The 25,342-nt window shown below is 61.6% G+C and carries 24 protein-coding genes; 9 read left to right on the plus strand and 15 right to left on the minus strand.

The window, feature by feature from the left end; all coding sequences use genetic code 11:
• Nucleotides 1–57: 57 nt before the first annotated feature.
• Nucleotides 58–1,122: a glycosyltransferase family 2 protein gene (locus tag BQ8482_RS13640; protein WP_123148111.1), complete on the plus strand. Its 1,065-nt coding sequence runs from the start codon at nt 58–60 to the stop codon at nt 1,120–1,122.
• 45 nt (nt 1,123–1,167) lie between these two features.
• Here the strand turns inward: BQ8482_RS13640 and BQ8482_RS13645 are convergent, their stop codons facing one another.
• The 6 genes from BQ8482_RS13645 to BQ8482_RS13670 all read right to left on the minus strand — a co-directional run bounded on the left by BQ8482_RS13645 (nt 1,168) and on the right by BQ8482_RS13670 (nt 6,682).
• On the minus strand, nt 1,168–1,413 hold the full coding sequence (locus BQ8482_RS13645; RefSeq protein ID WP_123148112.1) for a DUF982 domain-containing protein: 246 nt from the start codon (nt 1,411–1,413) through the stop codon (nt 1,168–1,170).
• A 166-nt stretch (nt 1,414–1,579) separates the two neighbouring features.
• Nucleotides 1,580–2,386, minus strand: a complete 807-nt coding sequence (locus tag BQ8482_RS13650; protein ID WP_123148113.1) for an ABC transporter permease — start codon at nt 2,384–2,386, stop codon at nt 1,580–1,582.
• Entirely contained in the window at nt 2,386–3,219 is an 834-nt protein-coding gene (locus tag BQ8482_RS13655) for an ABC transporter permease (protein ID WP_123148114.1), read from the minus strand. The genes BQ8482_RS13650 and BQ8482_RS13655 overlap by 1 nt, the downstream gene beginning before the upstream one ends.
• Before the next feature lie 24 nt (nt 3,220–3,243).
• A complete protein-coding gene (locus BQ8482_RS13660) occupies nt 3,244–4,356 on the minus strand; it encodes an ABC transporter substrate-binding protein (RefSeq protein ID WP_123148167.1) in 1,113 nt (370 codons plus the stop codon).
• A gap of 90 nt (nt 4,357–4,446) precedes the next feature.
• On the minus strand, nt 4,447–5,541 hold the full coding sequence (locus BQ8482_RS13665) for an ABC transporter ATP-binding protein (protein ID WP_123148115.1): 1,095 nt from the start codon (nt 5,539–5,541) through the stop codon (nt 4,447–4,449).
• A gap of 253 nt (nt 5,542–5,794) precedes the next feature.
• The gene (locus BQ8482_RS13670; RefSeq protein ID WP_095496498.1) at nt 5,795–6,682 is read right to left on the minus strand and encodes a LysR substrate-binding domain-containing protein; all 888 of its coding nucleotides are present in this window, start codon (nt 6,680–6,682) and stop codon (nt 5,795–5,797) included.
• A 75-nt stretch (nt 6,683–6,757) separates the two neighbouring features.
• Here BQ8482_RS13670 and BQ8482_RS13675 point away from each other — a divergent pair, with 75 nt between their 5' ends.
• Nucleotides 6,758–8,350 carry a zinc-binding metallopeptidase family protein gene (locus BQ8482_RS13675; RefSeq protein ID WP_165848563.1) on the plus strand — a complete coding sequence of 531 codons (1,593 nt, stop codon included), beginning with the start codon at nt 6,758–6,760 and terminating at the stop codon, nt 8,348–8,350.
• Nucleotides 8,351–8,372: 22 nt separating this feature from the next.
• Nucleotides 8,373–9,305, plus strand: coding sequence for a dimethylarginine dimethylaminohydrolase family protein (locus BQ8482_RS13680; protein WP_123148116.1), 933 nt, complete (start codon nt 8,373–8,375; stop codon nt 9,303–9,305).
• A 37-nt stretch (nt 9,306–9,342) separates the two neighbouring features.
• Here the strand turns inward: BQ8482_RS13680 and BQ8482_RS13685 are convergent, their stop codons facing one another.
• Nucleotides 9,343–10,386 (minus strand): ornithine cyclodeaminase family protein, encoded by a 1,044-nt coding sequence (locus BQ8482_RS13685; RefSeq protein ID WP_425294099.1) that lies wholly within the window; start codon nt 10,384–10,386, stop codon nt 9,343–9,345.
• A gap of 159 nt (nt 10,387–10,545) precedes the next feature.
• On the opposite strand from BQ8482_RS13685, the gene BQ8482_RS13690 reads away from it, so the two are divergent.
• Complete coding sequence (locus tag BQ8482_RS13690; RefSeq protein WP_095496501.1) at nt 10,546–11,007, plus strand: Lrp/AsnC family transcriptional regulator; 462 nt, start codon at nt 10,546–10,548, stop codon at nt 11,005–11,007.
• 106 nt (nt 11,008–11,113) lie between these two features.
• Here BQ8482_RS13690 and BQ8482_RS13695 read toward each other — a convergent pair whose 3' ends face one another.
• Nucleotides 11,114–11,497, minus strand: coding sequence for a YybH family protein (locus tag BQ8482_RS13695; protein ID WP_123148117.1), 384 nt, complete (start codon nt 11,495–11,497; stop codon nt 11,114–11,116).
• 160 nt (nt 11,498–11,657) lie between these two features.
• On the minus strand, nt 11,658–12,407 hold the full coding sequence (locus tag BQ8482_RS13700; RefSeq protein WP_123148118.1) for an SDR family NAD(P)-dependent oxidoreductase: 750 nt from the start codon (nt 12,405–12,407) through the stop codon (nt 11,658–11,660).
• A 97-nt stretch (nt 12,408–12,504) separates the two neighbouring features.
• Here BQ8482_RS13700 and BQ8482_RS13705 point away from each other — a divergent pair, with 97 nt between their 5' ends.
• Complete coding sequence (locus tag BQ8482_RS13705) at nt 12,505–13,398, plus strand: LysR family transcriptional regulator (RefSeq protein WP_123148119.1); 894 nt, start codon at nt 12,505–12,507, stop codon at nt 13,396–13,398.
• Between the two features lie 71 nt (nt 13,399–13,469).
• On the opposite strand, the gene BQ8482_RS13710 is transcribed toward BQ8482_RS13705, so the two are convergent.
• On the minus strand, nt 13,470–13,892 hold the full coding sequence (locus tag BQ8482_RS13710; protein ID WP_123148120.1) for a VOC family protein: 423 nt from the start codon (nt 13,890–13,892) through the stop codon (nt 13,470–13,472).
• Nucleotides 13,893–14,104: 212 nt separating this feature from the next.
• On the opposite strand from BQ8482_RS13710, the gene BQ8482_RS13715 reads away from it, so the two are divergent.
• The 3 genes from BQ8482_RS13715 to galE all read left to right on the plus strand — a co-directional run bounded on the left by BQ8482_RS13715 (nt 14,105) and on the right by galE (nt 17,627).
• The gene (locus BQ8482_RS13715; RefSeq protein ID WP_123148121.1) at nt 14,105–15,307 is read left to right on the plus strand and encodes an MFS transporter; all 1,203 of its coding nucleotides are present in this window, start codon (nt 14,105–14,107) and stop codon (nt 15,305–15,307) included.
• Nucleotides 15,308–15,681: 374 nt separating this feature from the next.
• Nucleotides 15,682–16,656: a UDP-glucuronic acid decarboxylase family protein gene (locus BQ8482_RS13720; RefSeq protein ID WP_123148122.1), complete on the plus strand. Its 975-nt coding sequence runs from the start codon at nt 15,682–15,684 to the stop codon at nt 16,654–16,656.
• Nucleotides 16,653–17,627: a UDP-glucose 4-epimerase GalE gene (gene galE / locus BQ8482_RS13725; protein WP_123148123.1), complete on the plus strand. Its 975-nt coding sequence runs from the start codon at nt 16,653–16,655 to the stop codon at nt 17,625–17,627. The genes BQ8482_RS13720 and galE overlap by 4 nt, the downstream gene beginning before the upstream one ends.
• Nucleotides 17,628–17,832: 205 nt before the next feature.
• Here the strand turns inward: galE and BQ8482_RS13730 are convergent, their stop codons facing one another.
• The 5 genes from BQ8482_RS13730 to BQ8482_RS13750 form a co-directional block, all read right to left on the minus strand.
• On the minus strand, nt 17,833–19,068 hold the full coding sequence (locus BQ8482_RS13730) for an ABC transporter ATP-binding protein (protein WP_123148124.1): 1,236 nt from the start codon (nt 19,066–19,068) through the stop codon (nt 17,833–17,835).
• A gap of 5 nt (nt 19,069–19,073) precedes the next feature.
• The gene (locus BQ8482_RS13735) at nt 19,074–20,702 is read right to left on the minus strand and encodes a glycosyltransferase (RefSeq protein WP_123148125.1); all 1,629 of its coding nucleotides are present in this window, start codon (nt 20,700–20,702) and stop codon (nt 19,074–19,076) included.
• A 240-nt stretch (nt 20,703–20,942) separates the two neighbouring features.
• Nucleotides 20,943–21,893, minus strand: a complete 951-nt coding sequence (locus BQ8482_RS13740) for a glycosyltransferase family 2 protein (protein ID WP_165848558.1) — start codon at nt 21,891–21,893, stop codon at nt 20,943–20,945.
• An 88-nt stretch (nt 21,894–21,981) separates the two neighbouring features.
• Nucleotides 21,982–22,827 carry an ABC transporter permease gene (locus tag BQ8482_RS13745; protein ID WP_051695003.1) on the minus strand — a complete coding sequence of 282 codons (846 nt, stop codon included), beginning with the start codon at nt 22,825–22,827 and terminating at the stop codon, nt 21,982–21,984.
• On the minus strand, nt 22,827–23,798 hold the full coding sequence (locus BQ8482_RS13750) for a polysaccharide deacetylase family protein (RefSeq protein ID WP_165848559.1): 972 nt from the start codon (nt 23,796–23,798) through the stop codon (nt 22,827–22,829). The genes BQ8482_RS13745 and BQ8482_RS13750 overlap by 1 nt, the downstream gene beginning before the upstream one ends.
• Before the next feature lie 318 nt (nt 23,799–24,116).
• Here BQ8482_RS13750 and BQ8482_RS13755 point away from each other — a divergent pair, with 318 nt between their 5' ends.
• On the plus strand, nt 24,117–25,304 hold the full coding sequence (locus BQ8482_RS13755) for a glycosyltransferase family 2 protein (protein ID WP_165848560.1): 1,188 nt from the start codon (nt 24,117–24,119) through the stop codon (nt 25,302–25,304).
• The last annotated feature ends 38 nt before the right edge of the window (nt 25,305–25,342 follow it).

Below are 25,342 nucleotides of genomic sequence, written 5' to 3' on the forward strand. Positions count from 1 at the left end.
GGCAGGTCCGTGCGCGGGATTTTGCCGAAACCAAAGCAAGATGCGAGGTCAAATGCGATGCAGTCTGTCCCGAGGATTCCGGTATCCATCATCATCCCGAACTACAATTACGCGCGTTTCCTCAAACGCAGCATCGACAGCGCCCTGGAGCAGGACTACGCGGATGTCGAAGTCATCGTCGTCGACGATGCATCGCAGGACAATTCGACGACAATCATGAAATCATATGGGGACAGGATCCTCGCCTGCCCGCGAGCGCAAAATGGCGGGCATGCCGCCGCTTTCAACACCGGCTTTGCGGCAAGCTCGGGCAAGATCGTCCTGTTCCTCGACGCCGACGACTTTCTCTATCCGACCGCCATTTCCAGGATCGTCGACACCTGGGACGCGGCAACCGCCCAGGTACAGTCCAGGTTGCATATCATCGACGAACGACAACGCATCAAGGATGTCTTTCCGCCGCCCGAACTGCCTTTCGACAGCGGCGACGTCATGCCGAAACTCCTGCACAAGGGCCGCTATCAGACGACTGTGACCAGCGGGCTGGCCTTTGACCGTTCAACCCTGGAATCGATCATGCCGATTCCCGAGCCGGAGTTCCGCCAGGGAGCCGATGGCTATCTTGCAACGCTGGCGCCGCTTTACGGGCACGTCCAGTCCATCGACGAATGCCTCGGCGCCTACCGGATCCACGGCGCCAACCATTCGGTCTTCGGTGAAAAGCTCGCCGAGCGGGCACGCTGGAGGGTAACCCACGATTTCCGCCGCATGCAGGCGCTGTCGGACCATGCTTCCGGGATCGGCCTGACAATTGTGCCGTCGGAGGCTGTCCGCCACGATCCGGTCCATCTGGAAGAGCGGCTGGCGTCGCTGTGCGCAGACAAGCGCCAGCACCCCGTGGCCAATGATTCCCGGCTGGCGCTCGGGGCGGCGGGCGCCGTGGCCAGCCTCGAAATGACGGCGTCCCTGCGCCGGCGCGCCGTCCTTGCCGCCTGGTTCCTATCGGTCGGGGTGTTGCCGCGGAAAATGGCGACCGCGGTGCTGTCTTGGAAGCTTGACGCCTCGTCGAGGCCGGCATTCCTCAGCCGTCTGTCCAAGACCATCCGCCACGCCATGGGGTAGCTTGCCTTAGTATGGCCCGCCATCTATCCGGCTCTGTTCGGCCGCTCACTCGACCAGAACATGCGCCTCCCGCGCGGCGCCGACAAACGCATCCCTGGCGATTTCGGTCGAAACGTCGCCGTTCATGGCCCGGCGGCATGCGCGCAGCGCGGCGCCATGTTGCAGGCTGCCGGCGTCGCGCCACTGGCCTGTCAGCAATTCGACGGCCTGTTGTGCGTTGGAAATATGTCGGATCGTTCCCGTGATGCCGACCGAAACCGCAACCGGCTTGGAAAACCATCCTTGATCCATGGTGGAACCTTTGGTGAGTTGAACCCACCAAAACGCACGCCGTGGTACAAAGTTTCATTTGCGGCTGTCATTATGGCGTGAAAGGGGCGTTCCGCCGCCAGAGGGTCGGCGGGCTTCCCGTTCCAATCGGAGTCGCCCGGATAGGGCAGGCCGCGTTCCCCTACCCCTAATGCGCCCCGCGCAGCCTGACCATAACACTGCGCGCCGCAAGCACCAAAACCGTGATGATGATCAGGATCACCGAGAGGGCGGCGATCGCCGGGTCGATGTTGTCGCGCAGGCCCATCCACATCAGCCGGGGCAGCGTGATGGCGTTGACCGAGGTGATGAACAGGGTGACGCCGATCTCTTCCCATGACAGCACGAAGGACAGCAGGGCGGCGGTGACGATGCCGAATTTGATGTTGGGCATGATGATGCGTGTGGCGCGCTCCCACACGGTGGCGCCGAGGCCGCGCGCGGCAAGGTCGATGCGCCGGTCGAGCTGGCTGAGCGACACCAGGATCAGCACCGTGGCGAAGGGCACCGTCATCACCGCATGCGCCATGGCGACGCCGAGCCAGGTATCGTAGCCGAAGAATGAGCTGACACCCGAGATCGAGGTCAGCAGGAAGTAGAGCGTGATCGCCGAGACCACCGGCGGCACCACCATCGGCAGCAGCACGAAGCCGACAAGTGCGGCGGTGAAGCGCGGCTGGAACATCCAGACGCCAAGGCTGAAACAGAGCGCCAGCACAGTGGAAAAGGCGCTGCTGACGACGCCGATCCTGATCGAGAGCAGGATCGAGTTGATCCAGCGCGGATCCTCGATCAGCGCCCGGTAGTGGCGCAGCGACAATTCGCCGGACGGCATTGCCAGCATGCGGGTCGGCGTCAGCGACACCGGGATTACGGCAAGCAACGGCAACAGCAGGAATAGCGCAACCAGGGCGGCGAGGACCAGCGAGACGGGGCCGGGGCGGTAGGTCGGCATCAGATTAGCTGCTTCGGTCTGACATAGCGGAACACCAGCGCCATCAGCGCGCCGACGAACAGCACCAGCACGACGCTGATCGCCGCCCCCAGGCCCCAGTCCGGGCTCTGGAAGATGCGGAGATAGATCAGCTCGGCGACCATAACGCTGCGGCCGCCGCCGAGGATCGCAGGCGTCACAAAGAAGCCCAGCGAAAAGACGAAGACGATGAGCGCCGAGCCGATGATGCCCGACCGCGTCATCGGCACGAAGACCGACCAGAAGGTGCGCATGCGGCTGGAGCCGAGCCCGCGCGCCGCCAGCAACACGCGGTCGTCGAGGCTGCGCATCGAAGACGCCAGTGGAAACACGGCGAAGGGGATAAGGAAATGCGTCATGCCGACGATAACGCCGAATTCGTTGCGTACCAGTGTCAGCGGTTCTGAGATGAAGCCGATCGCCTGCAGCCAGGTGTTGAACAGGCCGCGATTGGAAAGCAGCGCCACCCAGCCGAAGGCGCGCGTCAGCACCGAGATCCAGAACGGCACCAGGATGCAGAACTCGGCGATCACGCGCTGCGCCGGCGTGCCGCGCACCCACACCACGGTGATGGCGTAGGCGGCGGCAACCGAAACAATTGTGACGATTGCGGCGATGCGCAGCGTGCGGACAAACACCGACTGAACCAGCGGGTCGCCTAACAGCGTGCCATATTGCCCGAGCCCCGGCTCGGGCAGGGTGAAGCTCCAATTGACGACGCCGAAGAATGGCCAGGCATAGGCGGCGGCAAGGAAGAAGAGCAGCGGCGCCATCAACAGCGCCGCGCCCATCCTGTCGGAGAGATATGCTTTCATCTCGGCCCCGGTTATCCCGGTCTATCAGGCGGAGATGATCTTCGTGTATTCGTCGAGTGCGGCCCCGTAGTTCTTGGCGTACCACTCCATGTCGAGCGCGATCTGCTTCTTCATGTTTTCGGGGTCGACCGGGTTGATGCGCTTCTTGTCGGCGGGGATCAGCGCGTCGGTGGCCGGATTGGCCGGACCCTGGCCGAGCTTGTCGAACATGATCAGTTGCTTCTCCGGATCCTGGGCGCTGGCGATGAACTTCATCGCCGCGTCCTTGCCGCCGGGATTGCCCTTGAGCACGGCGAGCGCGCCGGGCGAGATCAGGCCCTGGTCCCAGATGAACTTGATCTTGCCGCCGGAATCCTGCTCGATCAGTGAGGCGCGGGTCGACCAGACGATCGCCATCGAAGCCTCGCCGTCGAGCAGCACGCTCTGGCTTTCGGCGCCGCCGCCCCAATAGGCGACGACATTCTCCTTGAAGGCGGCGATCTTGTCATGCGCGCGCTTGAGGTCGAGCGGGTAGAGCGAGGCCGGCGCGATGCCGTCGGCGAGCAGTGCCGCTTCCCAGCTCGACACGCCCCATTTGTAGAGCGAGCGCTTGCCGGGGAATTTCGTCACATCGAAGAAGTCGGCCATGCCGGTTGGTGCCTGGCTGCCGAATTTTTCGGAATCATAGGCGATGACATAGGAGAAGAAATAGGTCGAGGCGGCGTGCTCCCAGCCGAAGCCCTCGCGCATCTTCTTCTTGTCGACGATCGAATAGTCGATCGGTTCGAGCATGCCTTGCGCGCCGAGCGTGATGGCCGAGAACGGGTCGACGTCGACCAGGTCCCAGGTCGGGGCGCCGCTCTTGAACTGCGCCGCGATCGCGCCCTCGGTCGGGCCGGAGCCATCCATCTTGACGGTGATGCCGGTCTCCTTGGTGAAGGCCTGGCCATAGGCCGCGTCATAGGCGGTGATGGCGTCACCACCCCAGTTGACCAGGACCAGTTCCTTGGCTTGCGCGAAGGCGCCGGTCGAGCGCAGCAGCATCGGCGTCCCGGCCAGCACGAGTGCGGCCAGTTGCGTGAACTGCCGGCGCGAGATCTCGCCGCGCGCGGCCCTGGCGGACAGCGTCTCGATCGAGTGTTTCTTGGTTTCGCTCATCTTTGAATTGCTGGTCATGTCAGTTCCCCTTTTTGTCGTTGATATTTCCCGAAAGTCAGCCTGGCGATTTCAGCTTCGCCACACCGATCGTCATTGTCCTCCATCCGGAAGGAGGAAACCTTTTTCCGCCGGCCATGTCAGCCACACGGAATTGCCCTTGCTGAGTGCCGAAGCGGCGACCTCGTTCGGCACCGAGACCGTCACCTTGGCACCCTGGCGCGTCGTGAGATCGAGCCGTGTCGCAGCGCCGAGATAGGTCGAGGCGACCGCAGTCGCGGCGATGCCGTTCTCGCCGGCTGTCGCTTCGGGCGCGATCGACATGTATTCGGGCCGGATCGCCAGGATGGCGTTGCTGCCGACGGCGCTTGCATTGCCGCGCAGCGTGATGGTGCGGTCTTCGCACAGGCCGGTGGCGCCGTTGTCGGCATTGCGCACGTCCTTCAGCGGCAGCATGTTGATCTCGCCGAGGAACTCGGCGACGAAGCGGTTGGCCGGCCGGTCGTAGACCTCGTCAGGCGCGCCGACCTGCAGCAACTTGCCGTGGTTGAAGATGGCGACGCGCGACGACAGCGCCAGCGCCTCGCTCTGGTCATGGGTGACGAAGACGAAGGTGGTGCCGGTTTCCTGGTGCAGCCGCTTCATCTCGGCCTGCATCTGGCCGCGCAGGCCCTTGTCGAGCGCCGAGAACGGCTCGTCGAGCAAAAGCACGCCCGGCTCGAACACCAAGGCACGCGCCAGCGCGACGCGCTGCTGCTGGCCGCCGGACAATTGCGACGGCAGTTTCTTCTCGTGACCTTTCAGCCCGACGCGCTCGATCATCTCACTGATGCGTCGCTTGATGTCGGCCGCCGATTTCTTGCGCACCTTGAGCGGGAAGGCGATGTTGGCCTCGACGCTCATATGCGGGAACAGGGCGTAGCCTTGGAAAACCATGCCGGCGGCGCGCTGCTCGGCCGGCCGCTCGGTGATGTCGACGCCGTCGCTGAACAGGCGACCGTCGGTCGGCTGCACGAAACCGGCAAGGATCATCAGGAAGGTGGTCTTGCCCGAACCTGACGGCCCGAGCAGGGTCAGGAACTCGCCGCGGCCGATATCGAGCGTCAGGTCGTCCAGCGCACGGAACGAGCCGAAGCTCTTGCCGATCCCGATTGCCTTGATCTCTGCGGCACGGCCGGGTTGCTGCATCCTGCCTTTGTCCTCAATGCTGATTGAAATCGTAGGCACGGCGGCGGCTCACCGCAACCGAATAGTTTTCGCCTGACCGGCAAATTTGATTCATCTATGGCGCCTCGAGGGGAGATGTCGCCGAAGGCGACAGAGGGGGTCGTCTCGCGTGGAGTGGCGACTTCCTCTTTCTTTGAAAGCAGACCGGGCCGAGTCCAGCCGAAGCGACCCCCTCTGGCCGCTTCGCGGCCATCTCCCCCTCAAGGAGGGGAGATTAACGCTGGTTCTCCGACAGCTTCGACCGCAACCATCCACTGAAAACATTCAGCACCGGATGCGCCGCCTTGGCATGTTCGGAAACGAGAAAATAGGAGCGCGGCGAACTGATCGCGATGTCGAACGGGCGGACCAGCCGGCCTTCGCTCAGCGCCCGGCGGCTGGTCAGCTCGTCGCCCATGGCGATGCCTTGGCCGGCGATCGCCGCCGAAAAGACCAGGTTCATGTCGGAAAAGAAGATGCCGCCCTCGATGTCGGGATTTTCGACCTTCGACAGCGCCAGCCAGCGCGCCCAGTCCTCGGTGTCGCCCAGATGCAGGAGATTGGCGCGCAGCACGTCGGCGGGCTTGGAAAACCCGCCGATCTTGTTGAGCAGGGTCGGGCTGCACAGCGGCGTGAACGAGATTTCGCACAACAGCTCGACCGCGCGGTTCGGCCAGTTGCCGACGCCGAAGGCGATGAAGGCGTCGGCGTCGGCATTGCTGACATCGTCCAGCCGCCGCGGCGTCAGGATACGCAGCGCGACATCGGGGTACATCTGCCGGAATTCGCCAATGTGAGTACACAGGAACAGCGAGGCGAAGCCCGGCGTGCAGCTGACGCTGAACGAGCCGCCGACGCCGGTGCCGGCATGGCCCGTTACCGCATCGCCCAGCACCGTCAGCGCCTTGCGCACGTCACTGGCATAGCGTTGGCCGCGCGGCGTCAACGCCACGCCCTTGCCGATGCGCTCGAGCAGATCGAAGCCGAGATCGCGTTCGAGCAGGCGAAGCTGATGGCTGACGGCGCTGCGGGTCAGATGCAGTTCGTCCGCGGCGCGCCAGACGCTGCCGTGGCGGGCAAAACTGTCGAGGGCGCGCAGCGCCTGCGTCGATGGAATTCTCAAGAGGTGAACCGAATTTGCATGAGCCGGGAAAACATATCACTTTTTGGCGAGGCGCTTCACTGCTTTCTTTCACCCATGGAGGAACCGGTGACCACCTCGGCCCAAGCAACCGCGCTTGCCTGTCTCGACGATATCCAGCCGTCGCTGTCGGCGTGGACGCGGACGATCTTCGATTTCGGCGAGACCGCCTGGCGCGAATACCAGTCGGCCGCCTGGTATGTCGAGCATCTGAAGCACGAGGGCTTTTCGGTCGAGGAAGGCTCCGGCGGCATGCCCACCGCCTTCTGCGCCCACTGGACCAACGGCGCCGGGCCGACCATCGGCATGTATGCCGAGTATGACGCGGTACCCGGCAATTGCCAGGATGCGGCGACCGTCAAGCGACCGCGTCCGGGTCTAGGCGCTGAGGCCGGCGGCCACACCGATCCGCATTCGGGGCTGGGCATTGCCAGCCTCGGCGGTCTGCTGGCGGCCAAGGCGGCGATGCAGCGCCACGGCATATCGGGCACGCTGTGTTTCACCGGCGAGCCGGCGGAGAAAGTGCGAGGATCGAAGCCGATCCATGCGGCAAAGGGCTACTATGATGGGCTCGCCGGCATGATCTCCTTCCATCCCTTTTACATGCTGCCGCTCTGTAACACGGCGCGCTGGGACACACATTGCGGAGCGGCCTACGCGATGATCTACCGATTTGTGTGCGACGAACCCGAAAATTGGGTTCGCGCATGCGATGGCGCGCCGATTCCGCAGGCGCATTCGGCGGTCAGGGCGCCCGGCGCCAACGACGCGCTCGTGATGATGTACATGGCCTCCAAGGCGCTGCGCGATTCCATGCTGCCGCATCAGGGCGGTTGGTCGATCAGCGAAGCGATCCTGACGGCAGGGCAGGCGACCGCCGACAATCTGCCGGCGGGTCTGGCCGAGATCCAGTACATGATCCGCGTGCCGACGCTTGCGATGGCCGAGCAGGTGACCGCCGTGCTCGACCGCAATGCCGAAGCCGCCGCGAAAATGAGCGGCTGCCGCTACGAGCGGCACTGGGTGTCGAAGTCGCGGCCGGGGCTGGCTAACCACGCCATGGCAATGATTGCCTACGAGGCGCTGTCGAAGGTCGGGCCGCCGCGCTGGGACGAGACGGCCAAGGCGATCGCGCGCGAAATCCAGGTCAATGCCGGCGGCACGGCGACCGACGAGCCGTTTATCGCCGAGTTGGAGCAACTGATCGCGCCTGAGGAGGCAGAGGCGTTGCTGCGCCGCGACCTGCCGGCATCGCAACTCAATTCGACCTCCGACGATTACACCGACATGTCGTGGCACGCGCCGACGGCGCGGTTCTACGTCGCCCGGCCGGCGCTGCGGTCCGAGAACGGCCAGGCGTATCCGTCCTGGGCGATGAACGCGCTGGGCGGCATTTCAGCCACCATCGATCCGATGGTTACCTGCGCCGCGAAGACGATCGCCCTGGCGGCACTTCGCCTGCTGGAAGACAAGGCCGCCCGCGAAGCCGCGATGGACGAATTCGTCAGCCGCACCGGCGGCGGCATTGGTGGCAGCAATTGGCTCGCGCCGCTCTGCGACTACGAACCGCCGATCCATTTCCGTTGGCCGGAATATGTCACCACCCCGCGCGGAAGGGACTGGTGGATACCAAGCAATCAAGCCGCGTGATCATTCAAGCCAGGAGAACCCCATGACCGTCCATGATCGCATCGTCACCGAGCCGTTTTCACTGCAGCGCCGCAATCCGGCCGGCGGCACCAAGCCGCTGACCGCCTGGGGCTTCGCCAACGAGACCGACGTCCTGACCGACGTGCTGCTCGGTTCGCCGAATTTCCTGCGCCACCTCTCGACCAGCTCGCTGTCGCGCAAGCATCTGCGCGAGGCGCCGTGCAACATCCAGATCGCGCAGGCGCAGCACAAGGACCTGGTCGCCGCCTACGAGCATTTCGGCGTCAACATCCACTGGCACGAGCCGACGCCGGAGCTGCCGATGCAGGTCTATTCGCGCGATTCCAGCGTCATGACGCCGTATGGCGCCATTATCACCGCCATGTCCCAATGGTGGCGGCGCGGCGAAAACTATGCGGCGATCCGCACCTATGAGAAGCTCGGCATCCCGATCTACGACATGGTCACCGCGGGCACTTTCGAAGGCGGCGACTTCAACGTCATCGAGGACGGCGTGGTGCTGATCGGCTGCGGCGGCGCCCGCACGCAGGAGGAGGGCGCCCGCCAGGTCCAGGCCTGGTTCGACAAGGAGGGCTGGGAAACCCGCATCGCCTTCATCGACGAATATTATGTCCATATCGACCTGATGGTGGTGCCGATCGCCGAGAAGCTGACCGCCGTCTGCCTCGCCTGCACGGAGCCTGGCATCGTCGACTGGCTGAAGGGCAAGGGCCACGAGATCATCGACGTGCCGTTCCAGGATACGATGGCGCTCGGCTGCAATTTCATGTCGCTGGGCAAGGACAGGGTGATCGCGCCGACATCCAGCCAGACGCTGATCGGTCAGCTCAAGGCGCGCGGCTTCGAAGTGGCGGCCGTCGACATGAGCGAGATCTCGAAGACCGGCGGCGGCATCCACTGCATGGCGCAGGCGCTGAAGCGCGAGCCGACCTGAGGGGCCGGCCCGGCCGCTTCCGCGAAAGCGCCAATTGTCAGCAACGTCGATCCCGCCTGGCTCGCGGCACGCGCCTACAGCACGATGAGCTTTCCCTTGCGCAGACGCCTGGCGCAACGATAGGCGAGATCGGCGGCGACCATGTCTTCCATGGCAATGCCCATCGCCTTGTAGGTGGTGATCTGTCGATCCGAAACGCGACCGGGCGCGCGGTCGAGCAGCATGGCGCCAAGCTCGGTGCCGAAATCCGGGTCGAAGCCGGCAAGCTCGCAAGAACCGACCGGGTCGGTTTGAACGCATCCTTGGTTTCGACAAAAAGACTGGATTTGCCGATGAGCTCGATCGGCATTTCACCGTCGGGCGGCGCTACCCCGACCGACAAGACATGCGTGCCCGGCCGAACCCAGTCTGCCTTGATCACCGGCTCGTAGGAATGCGTCGCCAGGCACACCACATCGGAACTGCGCACTGCCGCCTCGAGGTCGGCGACCGCCACCACCGACGGATGCAGCCGGGCAAGCGCTGCCGCATCGTCGAAGCTCTTCGAGGTGACGCGGATTTCGGCAAAGTCGCGCACAAGCGGCAACAGATGTAGGTGCTGGTTGGCCTGCACGCCGGCGCCGACCACCGTCGCTATCTTGGCATCCCGGCGCGCAAGCGCGCGCACCGACAGCACGGCGGAGCCGGAGGTTCGCACCGCAGTTATGAAGGTGCCGTCCATGATGCAGACCGGCAGGCCGGACAGCGGATCGAACAGGCTGATGGTGGCGAGGTGGCTGGGCAGGCCGATTGCCAGGTTGCCTTCGAAGACGTTGACGATCTTGACGGTCAGGTTCATGCCCTCCATCCAGGCCGGCATGGCGAGGCTGTAGCCGGCCCCGGGGATGTCGAGTTGTGGTCGGGGTGGATTGACGACCTTGCTTTGTGACAGCGCCTTGAAGCCGTCTTCCAGAACATCGAGAAGCTGGCTGAGGTCGATGCACGTCATCACGTCGGCTTCGCTCAGCACCAGGATCTCGGTCACTCCCTTGCTGATTTCCGCCGCACTCTTGCCGGCTGGGCTGAACGCTTCCTTGGTCATCCTGCACTCCTGTGTTCGTCGAAATCGGCTCACCACATTTGCTTTGAACGGGTGAGGGAAGCGCAGGCTATTGCGAAGTTTCATGTGATGAAATACGTTGATTTTGACCGCTCTGCGTGAAAGCGGCACACAAATCCCTGAAATAGCGTGGATTGTGAAATGGGCGACCTCGACCAGATAGACCGCAGCCTGCTCCGGCTGCTGCAGGAGGACGGGCGCCGGACGACGCTTGATCTTGCCGGGCGTGTCGGGCTGTCGCCGACCGGAACCAGCCAGCGGGTGAAGCGCCTGTTCCGCGACGGGTTCATCACCGCGGTCAGGGCCATGCTCGATCCGCGCAAGGTGGGCCGGGGAACGCTGGTGTTCATCGAGGTCCGGCTTGATCACACGGCGCCGCACGTCTTTGACCGCTTCGCCGAAGCCGTGGCGAAAGCTCCGGAGGTTCTGGAGTGCCATATGGTGGTTGGCGGTTTCGATTATCTGGTCAAGGCGCGGATCGCCGATATGGCGGTGTTCCAGGATTTCCTGCAGCGGGTCATCCTGCCACTGCCCGGCGTGCGCGAAACGCACACTTTCGCCTCCATCGCCGATGTCAAGCCGAACGCTCTCTTGCCGGTGTGATCAGGTGGACGAGGGGAACGCTGCTCAGGGCGATCTGTATCGCATCTTTGCCATCTTATCGCTCCCCATGGCGTGCCTTCCGGTGCAGAGATGCCGGAGACCGGCTCTAGCTTTGCTGGGTCAGCAGGTTTGCATCGCGCGCGAGCCGCCACGCACCATCAGCCTCCTTGCGCAGGAGCGTCAGCGTATATCCCGATCGACGCACCGGCTTCCCGTTCGGCGGCGTCGCGGTCATATCGATACGACCGCGCATGAAGGCCCAGTCGCCGAGAAGCTGTAGTTCAACGATCTCGTTCGTGCCGTCGACATGAACGCCGGCCATCTCCTGCGCGGCCGCCGCGAAGATCTCCTTGTCGAAGGGCTCCCGGCCGGGAACCATGAAGATCGCGTCGTCCGTCATCAAGCTGAGGACGGTCGCGGTGTCTCCACGCTTGCTCGCATCCATCCACGTCTCGACCAACTTTCGGATTGCTCTTTCGTCGTCCGTCATCCGTTATCTCCCCGGCTTCTCGCTGTCATCGATACCGCACGGCGCTCCTCCCTCGACGCAACATAGGTCTTAAATCGCTCCCGTCATCGATTGCAGTGTTTTATCGACGTTGCGCTGCGTTGGGCATGGTCCGTGAAACGGCGGTCCGCGCCCTCTATCCCTACCGCCAACCGCCCGAGGCGGTGATGCGCTCGCCGGTCAGCCACGATGCCTCGTCGGAGGCGAGGAACACTGCGATGCGGGCGATGTCGTCGGGCTGTCCGAAGCGGCCGAGCGGGGTCATGGCGATGACCTGCTTCTCGAACTCGCTGCCGACGATGCCTATCCGCTTCAGGCCTTCGGTGTCGACGCCGCCCGGGGCGATGGCGTTGACGCGGATGTTGCGGGCGCCGAGCTCCCGCGACATGGACAGCGTGATCGAATCCACCGCGCCCTTGGTGGCGGCGTAGACCAGCGAGTTCGGCTGCGGGTTGAGGCTGGCGACCGAGCTGATGTTGATCACGCTGCCGCCTCTGGTGCCGAAATGGTTCACCGCTTCCCGGATGGCCAGGATGGTGCCCAGTACATTGGTGTCGAACTCGCGGTGGAACTCGGCCTCGGTCACGGCTTCCAGCGGTTCGAACGCGAACACGCCGGCATTGTTGACCAGTATGTCCACCGCGCCGAACGACGATTTGGCCGCCTCGAACAGGCGGTGCACGTCAGCCGCTTGCGACACATCACCGTGGACGGCGACGGCTCGGCCGCCTGCGTCCTTGATCGCGGCAACGACGCGGTCGGCGCCTTCCCGCGACGAGGCATAGTTGACGACCACGGCGGCACCGGCCGCCGCAAGACCCTTGGCGATGCCGGCGCCGATACCCTTGGAGGCGCCGGTGACGATGGCGACCTTGCCGTTCAGCTTGCTCATCAAGTCACTCCTTTGTTGATGATGAGCAGTATTTAATAGTGATCGGATAGCGTATTAGGATCGCCTCGATCGGTTCTTTCATGCCTGGAATTCTTGAATGACCACCATCCTCGAAAAGACCGCTGGTCTCGTCGCCTTCGTGCGCACGGTCGATGCGGGCTCGTTCCATGCCGCCAGCCGGCTGGTCGGCTCCAGCCCCTCGGCGGTGTCGAAGAGCGTGGCGCGGCTCGAGCGCCGGCTGGGCGTCAGGCTGATCCAGCGCTCGACGCGCCGGCTGGGCCTGACCAGCGAAGGCCTCGCCTATTACGAGCGGATAGCGCCTTTGCTCAGAGCGCTCGATGATGCCGAGGACATCGTCCAGATGGCCGATACAGCGCGCGGCCTGCTGCGCGTCACGGCATCCGTGGAACTCGGGCGGGGCCTGATCGCCTCTTGGGCGCAAGCGTTCCTAGCTCAGCACAGCGAGGTGAAACTGGAACTCAACGTTACCGACCGCCACGCCGACCTGATCCGCGAAGGTTATGACGTCGCGGTGCGCATGGGGGCGCTGTCGGACACCGGGCTCATCGCGCGCAAGATCGCCAATCTGCCGATCGTGCTGGTGGCCTCGCCGGCCTATGTCGAACAGCGTGGCCGGCCGGCCTCGATCGAGGCGTTGCAGAGCCACGACTTCATCCGCTATCAGATGGCCGGCCGGCCCTATCCGGTCATCTTGGCCGACGGCACGGTAGTCGCGCCGAACGGGCGGCTCGATACCGATGACGGCGGCGCCATCCGGCAAGCGGCGCTTGCCGGAGCCGGCATCGCGCATCTGATGCAGTTTGCCGTGCAGGACGATCTCGACGCCGGCCGCCTGGTCCGCATCCTGCCCGAGGTGGCGATGCCGACCATGCCGGTGCACATCGTTCATGCGTATGGGCGACAGCTACCGGTCCGCGCCCGGCTGTTCGTCGACTTCCTGGCGAGCCAGATGGCGGTGCTGACTCGATAGGGCGGGCGGGATGGCGCACGCAGTCGATCCGACGCCGTCGCAAGCAAGATCTTGCCCGGGTCACCCGGTCATCAGAACGTAATCTTCACCGAAGCCACGCTTCGGTTGGCTGGCCCGTGAAAGACAGCCTCGATGTTGTTGCCGTCGGGATCGAGCAGGAAGGCGGCATAGTAACCGGGATGGTAATGCTGCCGCTCGCCCGGTGCGCCATTGTCCGTGCCGCCACCGCCGAGGCCGGCCTTGTAGAAGGCGTCGACCATCGCGCGGTCCTTTGCCTGGAAGGCAAGGTGGTGGCGCCCCGTCAGTTGTCCGCTGGCCGCCCGGCTATCGATGCTGGAGACGAACAGTTCGTCGGCCCAGAAGTAATCCTCGGCGCTGCCGCCGATGGGAATACCGAGCACGCTGAAAACCGCCTCGTAGAAGCGGCGGCTGGCGGCAAGATCCCTAACCACCAGCTGGACGTGGTCGATGAGACGGCCGCGATGAAGTTCCATGCCTGTTAGCTCCTGATCGCCAGGTTGGAAATCTAGCTCGGGGCGGTGCACGGTCAATGCAATGGAGCAATTGAGTGGCGCGATTTCTTGACTGGATAAAAAATGCAACCGGATTGTAGGATTCGAAATGTCGCCATCGTCCTTCGGACGCAAGCGGTGTGACGAAGCTCGAAAAAAGTCGCGCCGTGTCCAAACGATCTCGGGAGAAAAATATGCGCATTTCCTATCGTTGGGTCATCGTCGCGGCTGGCGCCCTGATGACCTGTGTCGCCCTCGGGGCGATGTTCTCGCTGGCGATCTTCCTCGAACCGATGGCGCTCGACACAGATTGGTCGCGTGCCGGCATATCGAGCGCGATGACGCTGAACTTCCTGGTAATGGGCCTCGGCGGCTTCGCCTGGGGCGCCATTTACGATCGCTACGGCGCTCGCATTGTCGTGATGATAGGTGCGGTGCTGCTCGGGCTGGCGTTGGTACTGGCCAGCCGCACCGGCTCGCTGCTTGTCTTCCAGATCACCTATGGCGTGCTCGTCGGCCTCGCGGCAAGCGCCTTCTTTGCGCCGATGATCGCGCTGACCACGGCCTGGTTTGACAAGAACCGCAGCCTTGCCGTTTCGCTGGTTTCGGCCGGCATGGGCGTGGCACCCATGACGATCTCGCCCTTCGCGCGCTGGCTGATCTCGGCCTATGACTGGCGCACAGCCATGTTCGTCATCGGCGTCGCGGCCTGGGCACTGCTGGTGCCGGCCGCATTGCTGGTGCGTCAGCCGCCCAAGCCTGCCGCTGACGGCGCCGACTCCGATCTTGCCGCCGACGATACCGGCATGTCGGTTCCGCAGGCGCTGCGCTCGCCGCAGTTCATCGTTCTGGCACTGACCTTCTTTGCCTGCTGCGCGGCGCATTCCGGGCCAATCTTCCACATGGTGAGCTATGCGATGCTGTGCGGCATAGCGCCGATGGCGGCGGTCAGCATCTACAGCATCGAGGGCCTGGCGGGGCTGGGCGGCAGGCTTTTATACGGCGTGCTTGCCGACCGGCTGGGGGTCAAGCCGGTGCTGATTACCGGTCTGGCGATACAGTCCGTGGTCATCGCTGCCTATCTCGCCGTCAGTGAGCTTGGTCAATTCTACACGCTCGCCGTCATCTTCGGCGCCACCTATGGCGGCGTGATGCCGCTCTATGCGGTGCTGGCGCGCGAATATTTCGGCCAGCGCATCCTCGGCACGGTGTTTGGTGCTGTGACCATGCTGTCCAGCATCGGCATGGCCTTCGGCCCGCTCGCCGGCGGCATGGTGTTCGATGCCTATGCCAGCTATTCCTGGCTGTTCATCGGCTCGGCCCTGGTCGGGCTCGGCGCGGTGGCGGTGGCGATCGCCTTCCCGCGGCTGCCGCGCAGGGAGTTGCAACCGGCGTAGCACGGCGGAGAGAGGATGCAGGGGGTCGAAAGTGGACATCGCCTATGTCAGCTTTTGACCCCCAATCGCGAGGCGTTCATCGGCGGTGATAGGAGCCGGGTCAAGACTGTGCAGGATCTCCCTTAATTAGCAATCGATCATGCTGCGGCGCAGCGCGTTCACGTCCAAATGCCGATTGCCGGCAAGCCGACGTTCGGACGAAAACCGTCAAAACGGGCGAATGATCGGTTTTTTCGCGTATTTTTGCGCACACCTCACGCGACCATTTCAAGTGCGTTAACATTTTGTGTTTGCTGCGCAGCATTTTTTTCCTATCCTGGCCTCAGGGCTTTGCGCATTCGATTGCGTGAAGAACTGGCGTGAGGATCCCTAAAATGCAGCAGGCAAAGCGAGTCTTGGTGACGGGGGGCGCAGGTTTTCTGGGATCGTTCTTATGCGAGCGGTTGCTTGCTGAAGGCCACGAGGTTGTATGCGTCGACAATTTCTTCACAGGAAGTCGGAGAAACGTCTCGCATTTGCTCGACAACAGATCCTTTGAGATCATTCGCCACGACGTGACATTTCCGCTCTACATAGAAGTTGATGAAATATACAACCTTGCTTGCCCGGCAAGCCCGGTTCACTATCAGTTCGATCCGGTCCAGACGACAAAGACCAACGTCCATGGGGCGATCAATATGCTGGGGCTCGCCAAGCGGGTTCGCGCAAAGATCCTTCAGGCGTCCACGTCTGAAGTCTACGGCGATCCCGAGATTCACCCGCAGACCGAGGACTATTGGGGCAGGGTAAATCCGATAGGTCCCCGTTCCTGTTACGACGAAGGCAAGCGGTGTGCCGAAACCCTGTTTTTCGACTATTGGCGGCAGCACAGTCTGCGGATCAAGGTAGCGCGCATCTTCAACACTTACGGTCCGAGGATGCGTCCGGACGACGGCCGCGTCATTTCCAACTTCATCATGCAGGCACTGCGAAACAAGCCGATAACTGTGTACGGCACCGGCCAGCAGACACGCTCATTTTGCTACGTCAATGATCTCATCGATGGTCTGGTTCGCCTGATGCACACGGCCGACGATGTTACCGGTCCAATCAATCTCGGCAACCCGGTCGAATTCACGATGCTCGAACTTGCCAATCTCGTGATCGAACTTACTGGAAGCCGATCCAAGATCAGGTTTTTACCTTTGCCCGTCGATGACCCAAGGCAGCGACAGCCTGATATCGGGTGTGCCTTGCGCGATCTCGACTGGAAGCCAAGAATTGCATTGCGCGATGGCCTCGCCACGACCATTGCCTATTTCGAAGACTTGGTCTCATCGGGATATGCTCGGTCCGCTGCAGCCGAATGAAAACAGTCTTGGTCACTGGCGGGGCGGGCTATATCGGCTCACACTGTTGCAAGGCATTCGCCGAATCCGGTTGGTCGGTCATTGCGTATGACAACCTCTCGCGCGGCTGGCGCGACGCGGTCAAATGGGGACCGCTTGTCGAGGGCGATATTTGCGATGTCGCAGCGGTGGCAGCAGCGCTGCACCAGTATCGGCCGGATGTGGTGGCGCATTTCGCCGCTTACGCCTATGTCGGCGAGTCCGTCGAGCGCCCGGAACTCTACTACCGAAATAACAGTTTTGGGACGCTGGTCTTGCTCGAGGAAATGCTGAAGATCGGCGTCGACAAGCTGATCTTGTCGAGCACCTGCGCGTCTTACGGCGTTCCCGTTCGTTCTCCGATCGACGAAACGCATCCGCAGTCGCCCATCAATCCCTATGGATGGTCGAAATTCATCGTAGAACGAATGGTGGACAATCTTTCGGATGCCCATGGCCTCAACGCGGTTGTGCTGCGGTATTTCAACGCGGCCGGATGTGATCCGGACGGCGAGGTCGGTGAGCGGCATGAACCGGAAACGCATGTCATTCCGCTCGCGATCGAGGCGGCGGTCAGGTCGGGCCGTATTTTTACCATTAATGGCACCGACTTCGACACAAGGGACGGAACCGCGGTGCGGGACTATGTCCACGTCACCGATCTCGCCCGTGCGCATGTTCTGGCAGGGGAGAAACTTCTGCGCGATCCGGGAGTCCACGTCTATAATCTCGGCACCGGAACCGGAACGACGGTGAACGAGTTGGTCGATGCGGTGAGCCGGGCTTCTGGAAAGCGCCTTCCTGTGGCCTACGGTCCGCGCAGGGCAGGCGACCCGCCGGCGCTAGTGGCCGCGGCCGGCAAGGCGACCCGGGAACTCGGCTGGATGCCTGAGCAATCCGGAATCGACCGGATCGTCGAAACGGCGCTGGCCTGGTATCGCCGCCGGTTGTGATGATCTTTTTTGCGGAAGAGCCCTACCGCAAGCAATCGAGAGCGGCGGCGACTGCGGCGAGCGAGAAATATTCCCCTATCCGTTTTCGCGATGCCTGACCGAGGCGTTGCCGCAACCCCGGATTGTCCTTCAGTCTTTGCAGGGCGCGCGCGATTTCAGCGTTGCTGAACTACATCGAAGATTTATTCGCCACGACCACGCGCCTTCAATCCACCTTAAGCAACTGGGCAGAATGCGACAGTCGCACAATCCCGTGCTCTTTCTGATATGGCCAATATGAGTCATTGACTGTTGCTGCAACAACGTCGAACGTTAGCAAGTTCTCGCTGGCGAGGTCCGGGTCATCCTCTCCCCACGCATAGAGAGCCGCTCCAGCGCTATAAGTGCCAGGTAACAATCCCAACGATCGCACGCTGAATACGACCTTGGCCTGCCCAACTATGTCAAATTGACCAACACCTTCCGCGAGGCTTTCGAGCACAGAGATCAAGTTGCCTTCCTGATCAAAAATCGGGATATTAACCACGCTTCGGTGAAACGAATTCCTCGCGCCCAGCGTCAGCACAAAATCGTAATCGCCGCCAAACTTGAGCTGGCTGCAACGCTCGCGCGTACCCGGATGCACAATAGCCACTTGCATCCAGAGGTCATCATCGCCAACGCGCTCGGATCCGTTGCTGCTCGGGGCGGTGTTCGACAGGTACGCATCGATGATCGATGATGCCTCGCCAAAATCCTTCAGAAGGCCGCGGTCCAGATAAATCGCTTTTGTGCAATGCTGCCGAACCATGGCCAGGTTGTGGCTCACGAACAGCACAGTCCGACCTTCACCCGCGACGTTCTTCATCGTGCCGAGACATTTCCTTTGAAATTCAGCATCGCCGACAGCAAGCACCTCGTCGACGACGAGAATCTCCGGCTCCAGATGAGCAGCGATCGCGAAGGCAAGCCGAACATACATGCCGGACGAATAGCGCTTGACCGGCGTTTCGAGAAAGCTGCCGATATCGGCAAATTTGATGATCCGGTCTAGCTTACGCGTGATCTCGGCCTTACTCATGCCGAGGATTGCGCCGTTGAGGTAGATGTTCTCGATCCCGTCGAGATCCGGATGGAATCCGGCCCCTACCTCCAGCAAGCTTCCGATCCGGCCTCGCATCACTGCCTCGCCCTCATCCGGAGCCGTGATCGAGGTCAAAACCTTGAGCAGCGTGGTCTTTCCCGAGCCGTTGCGCCCGATGATACCGCACACGGTGCCAGTCGGAACGGAAAAAGTGATGTCCTTGATGGCGAAGAATTCGTTGAGGGAAGCTTCGGCTTCCCGCGAGCGCAAACGGGCGACAAGTTGTTCGACCTCCTCGCGCAATGAGCGCACGCCGATCGCGCCGCGCCGGTAGCGCTTGGAAAGTCCTCGGGCCTCAACGGCTGGCAATTCTGTCATCGATCTCAAGCCGTAACATTTGCGGTTCGACCGCCGGGTTGATCCGCGGTCAGCCCGTCCTTCACGACGCGCGCCGTGACAAGGACGGGATAGGCGGTATCCCGGACGTCGAGCTTCTGGTCAGAAACTTCTTCCTTGGCGAGTCCCTGGAGAAAACAAACTGCCGCAAAGACGTTGCCGTGGGTTTCGAGCGCCATGCTCGCCGTGCTGAAGGATTTCGCAAGCAACTTCGCCAACGCCGCCTGCGTCAATGACCAGAACCACGTGCTGCCCCACTCGCCGCGATCGACCGGGGTGATGCCAGGAACAGTTAGCAGCAGCACGCCCCCGGGCTTGAGCGCTTCGGCCAGTGCAGCGACCGCGGTCGACATGTCGAAGATCAGATGAAGTGTTTGCGTGAGGATGATGCAGTCGAAGGCGTTTGACGGCAGCACTCCGGGCTGCGACAGGTCGCCTATGATGGTCGCGTTTGGATCATCGGGATCAACATGCAGCACGTCGCTCTTGACGACATGAGCACCGCCAAAATGCATCGTGTAGCCGTTGTCGCCGATTTCCAGCACACGGCCATGTATGTCGGCCGCATTCGATTGAAGGAAATTCTCGATATAATACCGATCTATCGGCTTGCCCCGATCATATCCAAATGAGTGGCTCATCGGCGTCGTGCGTGCGAAATCCCCAAACCGCACTGAACCGACGCGCGGAGCCCGCCAATCGGCGCCGGAAGCTCCGAGCAGCCGTTGCACATGCCTGCCGATCTTGCGTGTAATCCTAAATGCCGCCGTTTGCAGCGTGATCGGCGGCGACATCTGCAAAGCCTGCCGCAGCATGCGAATCGCTTTGGCGGGTTCGGCGCGGATCACGCGCAAGGCCTCAGTAGTCAACTCTCCGGTATAATAGGTCTTCCAGAACCGCTTACCATCGCGGACTGCAAGACGCACATCGTCGTCAACCGGGCCTGCCAACTGCTTGTCAAGCACTGACAATGCTGCAGCGAGCATCATCGATCGATTCTTCGACATATTGTCGCCGTGCATGCGATACTCGGCGACGACATTGTCGTGCGTTACGATCGAACCGCGCCGGGCGATTCGCAAGAATAGCTCATAGTCTTCGCAGGACCGCATTGAAGCGTCGAACCCACCCATGGCCGCGAGCATCTCCCGCCGATAAACCACGGTCGCATGCATCGCAATGAAGTTTCCCGTCCGCAGTAACTGAAGATAAGGATCTCCAATAAGCGCGATGTGATGCTTGTCTGACTCGATCGCACCGCTTCCATTGATGAAACGATGAGCTCCGTAAGCGAGAACCGCATCTGGATGCGCAACCAACACTCGCACGCCCGTCTCCATGGCATTTGGAAGGAGACGATCATCCGCGTCCAGAAAGGTGATGTAATCGGATCTGGAAGCCGCCAGTCCGGTGTTTCGGGCGGCCGCGAGCCCGCAATTGTCCTGCCTGATCAGGCGCACGCCTGGATGACGCTCGACAACCGATGCCGGATTGTCGGTGGATCCGTCGTCGACGACAATAATTTCATCGATCGGCCGGCTTTGACGAAGACAGCTCTGAATGGCTTCCTCGAGAAAGCGAGTATGGTTGTAAGTTGTTATGACGACTGCGATCATGAAACAGCCAAATTCTCCTTAGCTTCGCAGAGAGGCAACGGGCTGGTGTTCGTTGCCAGAATCGAACGCGACCGTAGGCCTCACAAACAGAATTTTGGCACAGAAATGATGGACACTCGTTCGTTTTAGCACGTCGCCCCCAGCGAGGCGATGCGACTTGTCATTCACGTAAAACGGTATCGTTAGTATCAGACATCTCAGGCTCGGTCGCGATCCAATCCGCGCCACCGATCCCGCCCACTACTTCCGTGCTCTCGTCGGCAGCTTGAACACCTTCGACAGGATGCGGCGTGGCGTCAGCCGCCGGGCGAACCGGCGTCCGGCTTCGATGGCGAGGTCAAACCTATCGCGAAGTGTCAGGGGCCGACGCTGGGCCGGATAGCGCGCAAATGCGAAGCGGAGCGCCCGCTGCAACTCCGGCGTCATCAATCCCGAGGCCGACGCATGCATCTCAACCCATTCGAGGAAGCCGATGCGAGCAGCATGCGGGCGCAGTCGATCGTAGATGCCGGAAGCAGTCGCCTTGGCCGATGTCGAATCGAGGTGCTGCCTGTATCGGCCGGTGGGCGTGGATGTCACGAATACCGGATAGCGCAACAGCAGCTTCACTAGAAGGGTCTGGTCTTCGTAGAGCTCGAAAGCCTCATCGAAGCCGCCCACCGCTACCAAAGCTTCGCGGTGAACCATGATCGAGCAGATGCACGGCACATGAGCCCGCTGGCGCACGATGACCTGGTCGAGCAGGTCGGGCGGCATGTGCAGACGGCCCGATTGGCGTGGCATCGAGTCGGTCCAGTTCCTGTGCGGCTCATCGGGGAACCACCACAGGGTCGGTCCGTAAAGGACCTTGGCGCGAGGATGCGCATCAAAGATCGCAAGTTCCGTCTCGAATTTTTCCGGCTCAAATATATCGTCGCCATCCAGGAACGTGAAGAACATGCCCGACGCGGCCGCGATTCCGGCATTGCGCGCCGCGGCGGCGCCGCGACGCTGGCCGTTCGATCGAATGAAACGGATTCGCGGATCGCCGGTTGCTGCAGCCACCGCGATTGCAACGCTCCCGTCGGATGATCCGTCGTCAATGAGAAGCATTTCCCAGTCGGTGAAGGTTTGCGCGCGCACGCTTTCGATCGCGTCCGGAAGAAACCGCTCGACATTGAGGAAAGGCGTGATGACGGAGATCAATGGCATCGGCGTCGTGCCCATTGTGCAGAACGCGCGGCGGCCGACGAAGGGCGACCTTCACTCTCTACGGGGCCGCAAGGGTTGTCATTTCTCTTCACAGCATGTCCATGGCCGTTCGTTCGACGCGTTGAAAGATCACGACGCCGATGAACAGCACGACCGAGGTCGTGACAAGCGCTGCAGCGATTTGTGGCGCACCGACTGCCGAAGTGCCGAAGAAGCACCAGCGCCATTCATCAATTATGACAGCGAGCGGATTCAGAAATCCGGTCAGCGTCCGGTACTGCTCGGGAATAGCCGAAAAAGGAAAGATGATCGGCGTCACGAACAGCCAGATCTGAATGAGGAACGGAGTCATATGAGCTGTATCGCGGTACTTCGCGGTTGACGCTCCTAGACAAAGCCCAACAGCCAACGAGAATGCCGCGATCTGGATGATCACCAGCGGAAAGAACGCGAGGCGCCACGACAACCCGTCCACTTTTCCTGTCAGCTGGTACCAGAGCAAGAAGGCCAATGCGACGCCAAGCTGGATCGCCAGGGCCACACTGTTCGACAGCAGCGACGACACGGGAACGACGAGTCGCGGGAAGTAGATCTTGCTGAAAAGATGACCGTTGGCAATGAAGACCTGGCTCGCGGTGGAGACGACTTGGGAAAAATACGACCACAGCACCAGCGCTGTCAGATAAAAGATTGGCGCGGGATGGCCACCGGTTGAAATGCCCGCGATACCGCTGATGACGGTGGTCAAGGCTGCGGTAAGCGCCAGGGGCTGCAGGATCAGCCAAGCCGGACCAAGCAAGGTCTGCTTGTAGCGGACTTTGATGTCGCGCATCGCGAACAGGAGCAGCAGATCGCGATAGCGCCACAGGTGCCAGAAATCGAGGTCAAACCAGCCGCGTCGAGGGGTGATAATGGTAGTCTGCTGTGCGTTCATCAGAACAGATGATCCTCGATTTTTCGCAAGAATTCGTCCCCTGACCAGTTGCCGACATACAATCGAGGTAAACGCAGCACGTCTGCCTCGGGCGCAACGCACCCGGCGCGCGTCGTGCATGCGAACTCAAATCCCGCTTCCCTGACGGCAGTTACCGACAGGGCGTCATGGTCTCCGAATGGATATGCAAAAGAGAGGACGCGTTTTCCGGTCATTTGCTCACAGGCCGAACGGCCGTCGACGATCTCGCGAAGCTGGGTCGCGAAGGAATGGGCCGGAAGCGTGGGATGACTGACAGTATGACCGCCGATCGTGATCAGGTCGTCACTGATGTCACCAACCTCCGCGGGAGTCATAATACAGTGCTCTGGCCTGGCGTCGAGACCAACGCCCGCCCATTTCGCAATGTCTTCGACGTGCGCGTTCTGTCGCTCATACGGCAGCGTTCGGAGCGCCGACCATACCTCCCGGTAGACTTTGTCACGGCCGGCCTGATCCACCACCTTCGGGATAAGCCAGTGATGCTTGCCTCCCTCGATCGTGATGTCGAGTTGGTCAGGCAGTTCAGCGGTCTCAAGACAGATGCGCGTGAGCGCATCCCACCAGAATTCTCTGCCGCTTCCGATTGCTCCCGTCGCAACAAACAGCGTCATCGGGCAGTCGTGACGCTGCAGGATCGGGCGAGCGTTGCTGTAGACGTCGTGATAGCCGTCGTCAAACGTGACAACCGCAAGCGGTTTGCCTGGCTTTCCCCGTGCGATGACATCAAACAGCTCATGCAAATGCACCACCTGCCGGCTCCGCGTCAGCGCTTCGATTTGTTCGTCGAACCTCGCCGGATGGACAGCTAGGCTCCACGGATCGACGGCGATATCTGCAACGCGATGGTACATCAGTATGATGGGAGCACGGCGCAGGCGTCGACGCCGCACCAGCCGACCAAGCTGCAGGAGAACGCGCGGAATCACCATCGGTCTCCCGCCGCAAGAACCGTAAAAACCACGCTCATGTCCGATCGTGGATGCCATCCCGATCGGCAGAAACGCGATACATGTGAGTGTTCAAGCATATAGCTGATGGCAATATGACCACGGGGCCACGGGCACGGATGTGAGCGAAATGAAAGGAAGCATGAAGGCATCCACAAGTTTGGGCGGATTGAAACCAGCATATTAGCACGTGTCGCCGCCGTAAGTGCGAATACCGGGCGAATTCTCAGACATTGAAGTAGCCATAGGGAGAGGCGCGGCTTGATACTATCCCGCTCGAGCATGCTAGTATTTAGGCCGGTGGCGCTCCGTCTTTCTTTCATCCTTCATCAAAAGCAGGCTTTTTTCGATATGCAACCCGCAGTTTCCGTCATCATTCCTGCCTACAATGCGGAAAAGACCATCCGACACACCCTTCAGTCGGCCGCCTCGCAAACTTTCAAACAGCTAGAGATCATAGTGGTCGATGACGGGTCGACCGACCGGACCGCTGAGATCGTCGAGGCATTTGCAACCAGTGATCCGCGTATTTCTCTTCTGAGACAGCAGAACCAAGGGGTTGCTGTCGCCAGAAACCTGGCAATTCATGCGGCGAAGGGTGAATTTATAGCGCCGCTTGATGCGGATGATGTGTGGCACCCGACAAAGCTGGAAAAGCAGCACAGCCTCTTTCAGTCGCGGCCGTCTCTCGGCCTTGTCTACGCATGGTATCGGGTCATCGATGATGATGATTGGGTGATCGAATGCTCCCCGCCAACTCTCGCTCGCGGGGACGTCCACAACTGGCTGCTGGTTGAGAATTTTATCGGCAATGCAAGTTCACCGCTAATCAGGCGGTCAGTTCTTACGGCAACCGGGGGATACGACCCGTCGCTCAGAGCCGCAGGCGCCCAAGGAGCCGAAGACTTGCAGATGCAGCTCAACATTGCCGCGATCTGCGATTATGATGTCGTTCCCGAGTATCTGATTGGTTACCGGCGATCACTATCTTCTATGTCGACCAGGTATGTCGTCATGCTGACATCGCACCGGATCGTCCTTGAAACAGTCCGCACGCGACATCCCAAGCTAGCGTCTTTCTTGTTTCGTTGGTCCGATGGCGTGGCTTCCGCGTATTATGGCAGCGAAGCCGCCCGCACGTCGCCAGGCGCGGCCATCGCTCCGCTTGTCCACGCAACACGGATCGATCCGGCCGCGCTGTTTCATGTCTTCGCAAAGCCGTCCGCACAAGACCTGTGGCGGCGGCTGTGTCGCTTTGTGCCAAGAATACTTGCCGTTAAACAGCGCATGGTTCCGACCTCACCGCATTCCATCTGTACCTCCGAGCGTTTTTTCGACGCCGATCCGACTTTCATCTGCCAGCCATTTCCTCCGGAGTGGCTTCGAAGGCGAGTCCAGGTGGCCCTCAAGACGCCGACGCCGCGCCAGCTTCGCGAGTCAGGTCCGAGGAGTATTGATCGGTCCGCTCTCGTCGAAGACGGCGCTTAAGGTCTCAGATCACGAGGTGCACCCAGACCCCCGTGGCG

It is taken from the genome of Mesorhizobium delmotii (genome assembly GCF_900149755.1).
Classification (GTDB): Bacteria; Pseudomonadota; Alphaproteobacteria; order Rhizobiales; family Rhizobiaceae; genus Mesorhizobium; species Mesorhizobium delmotii.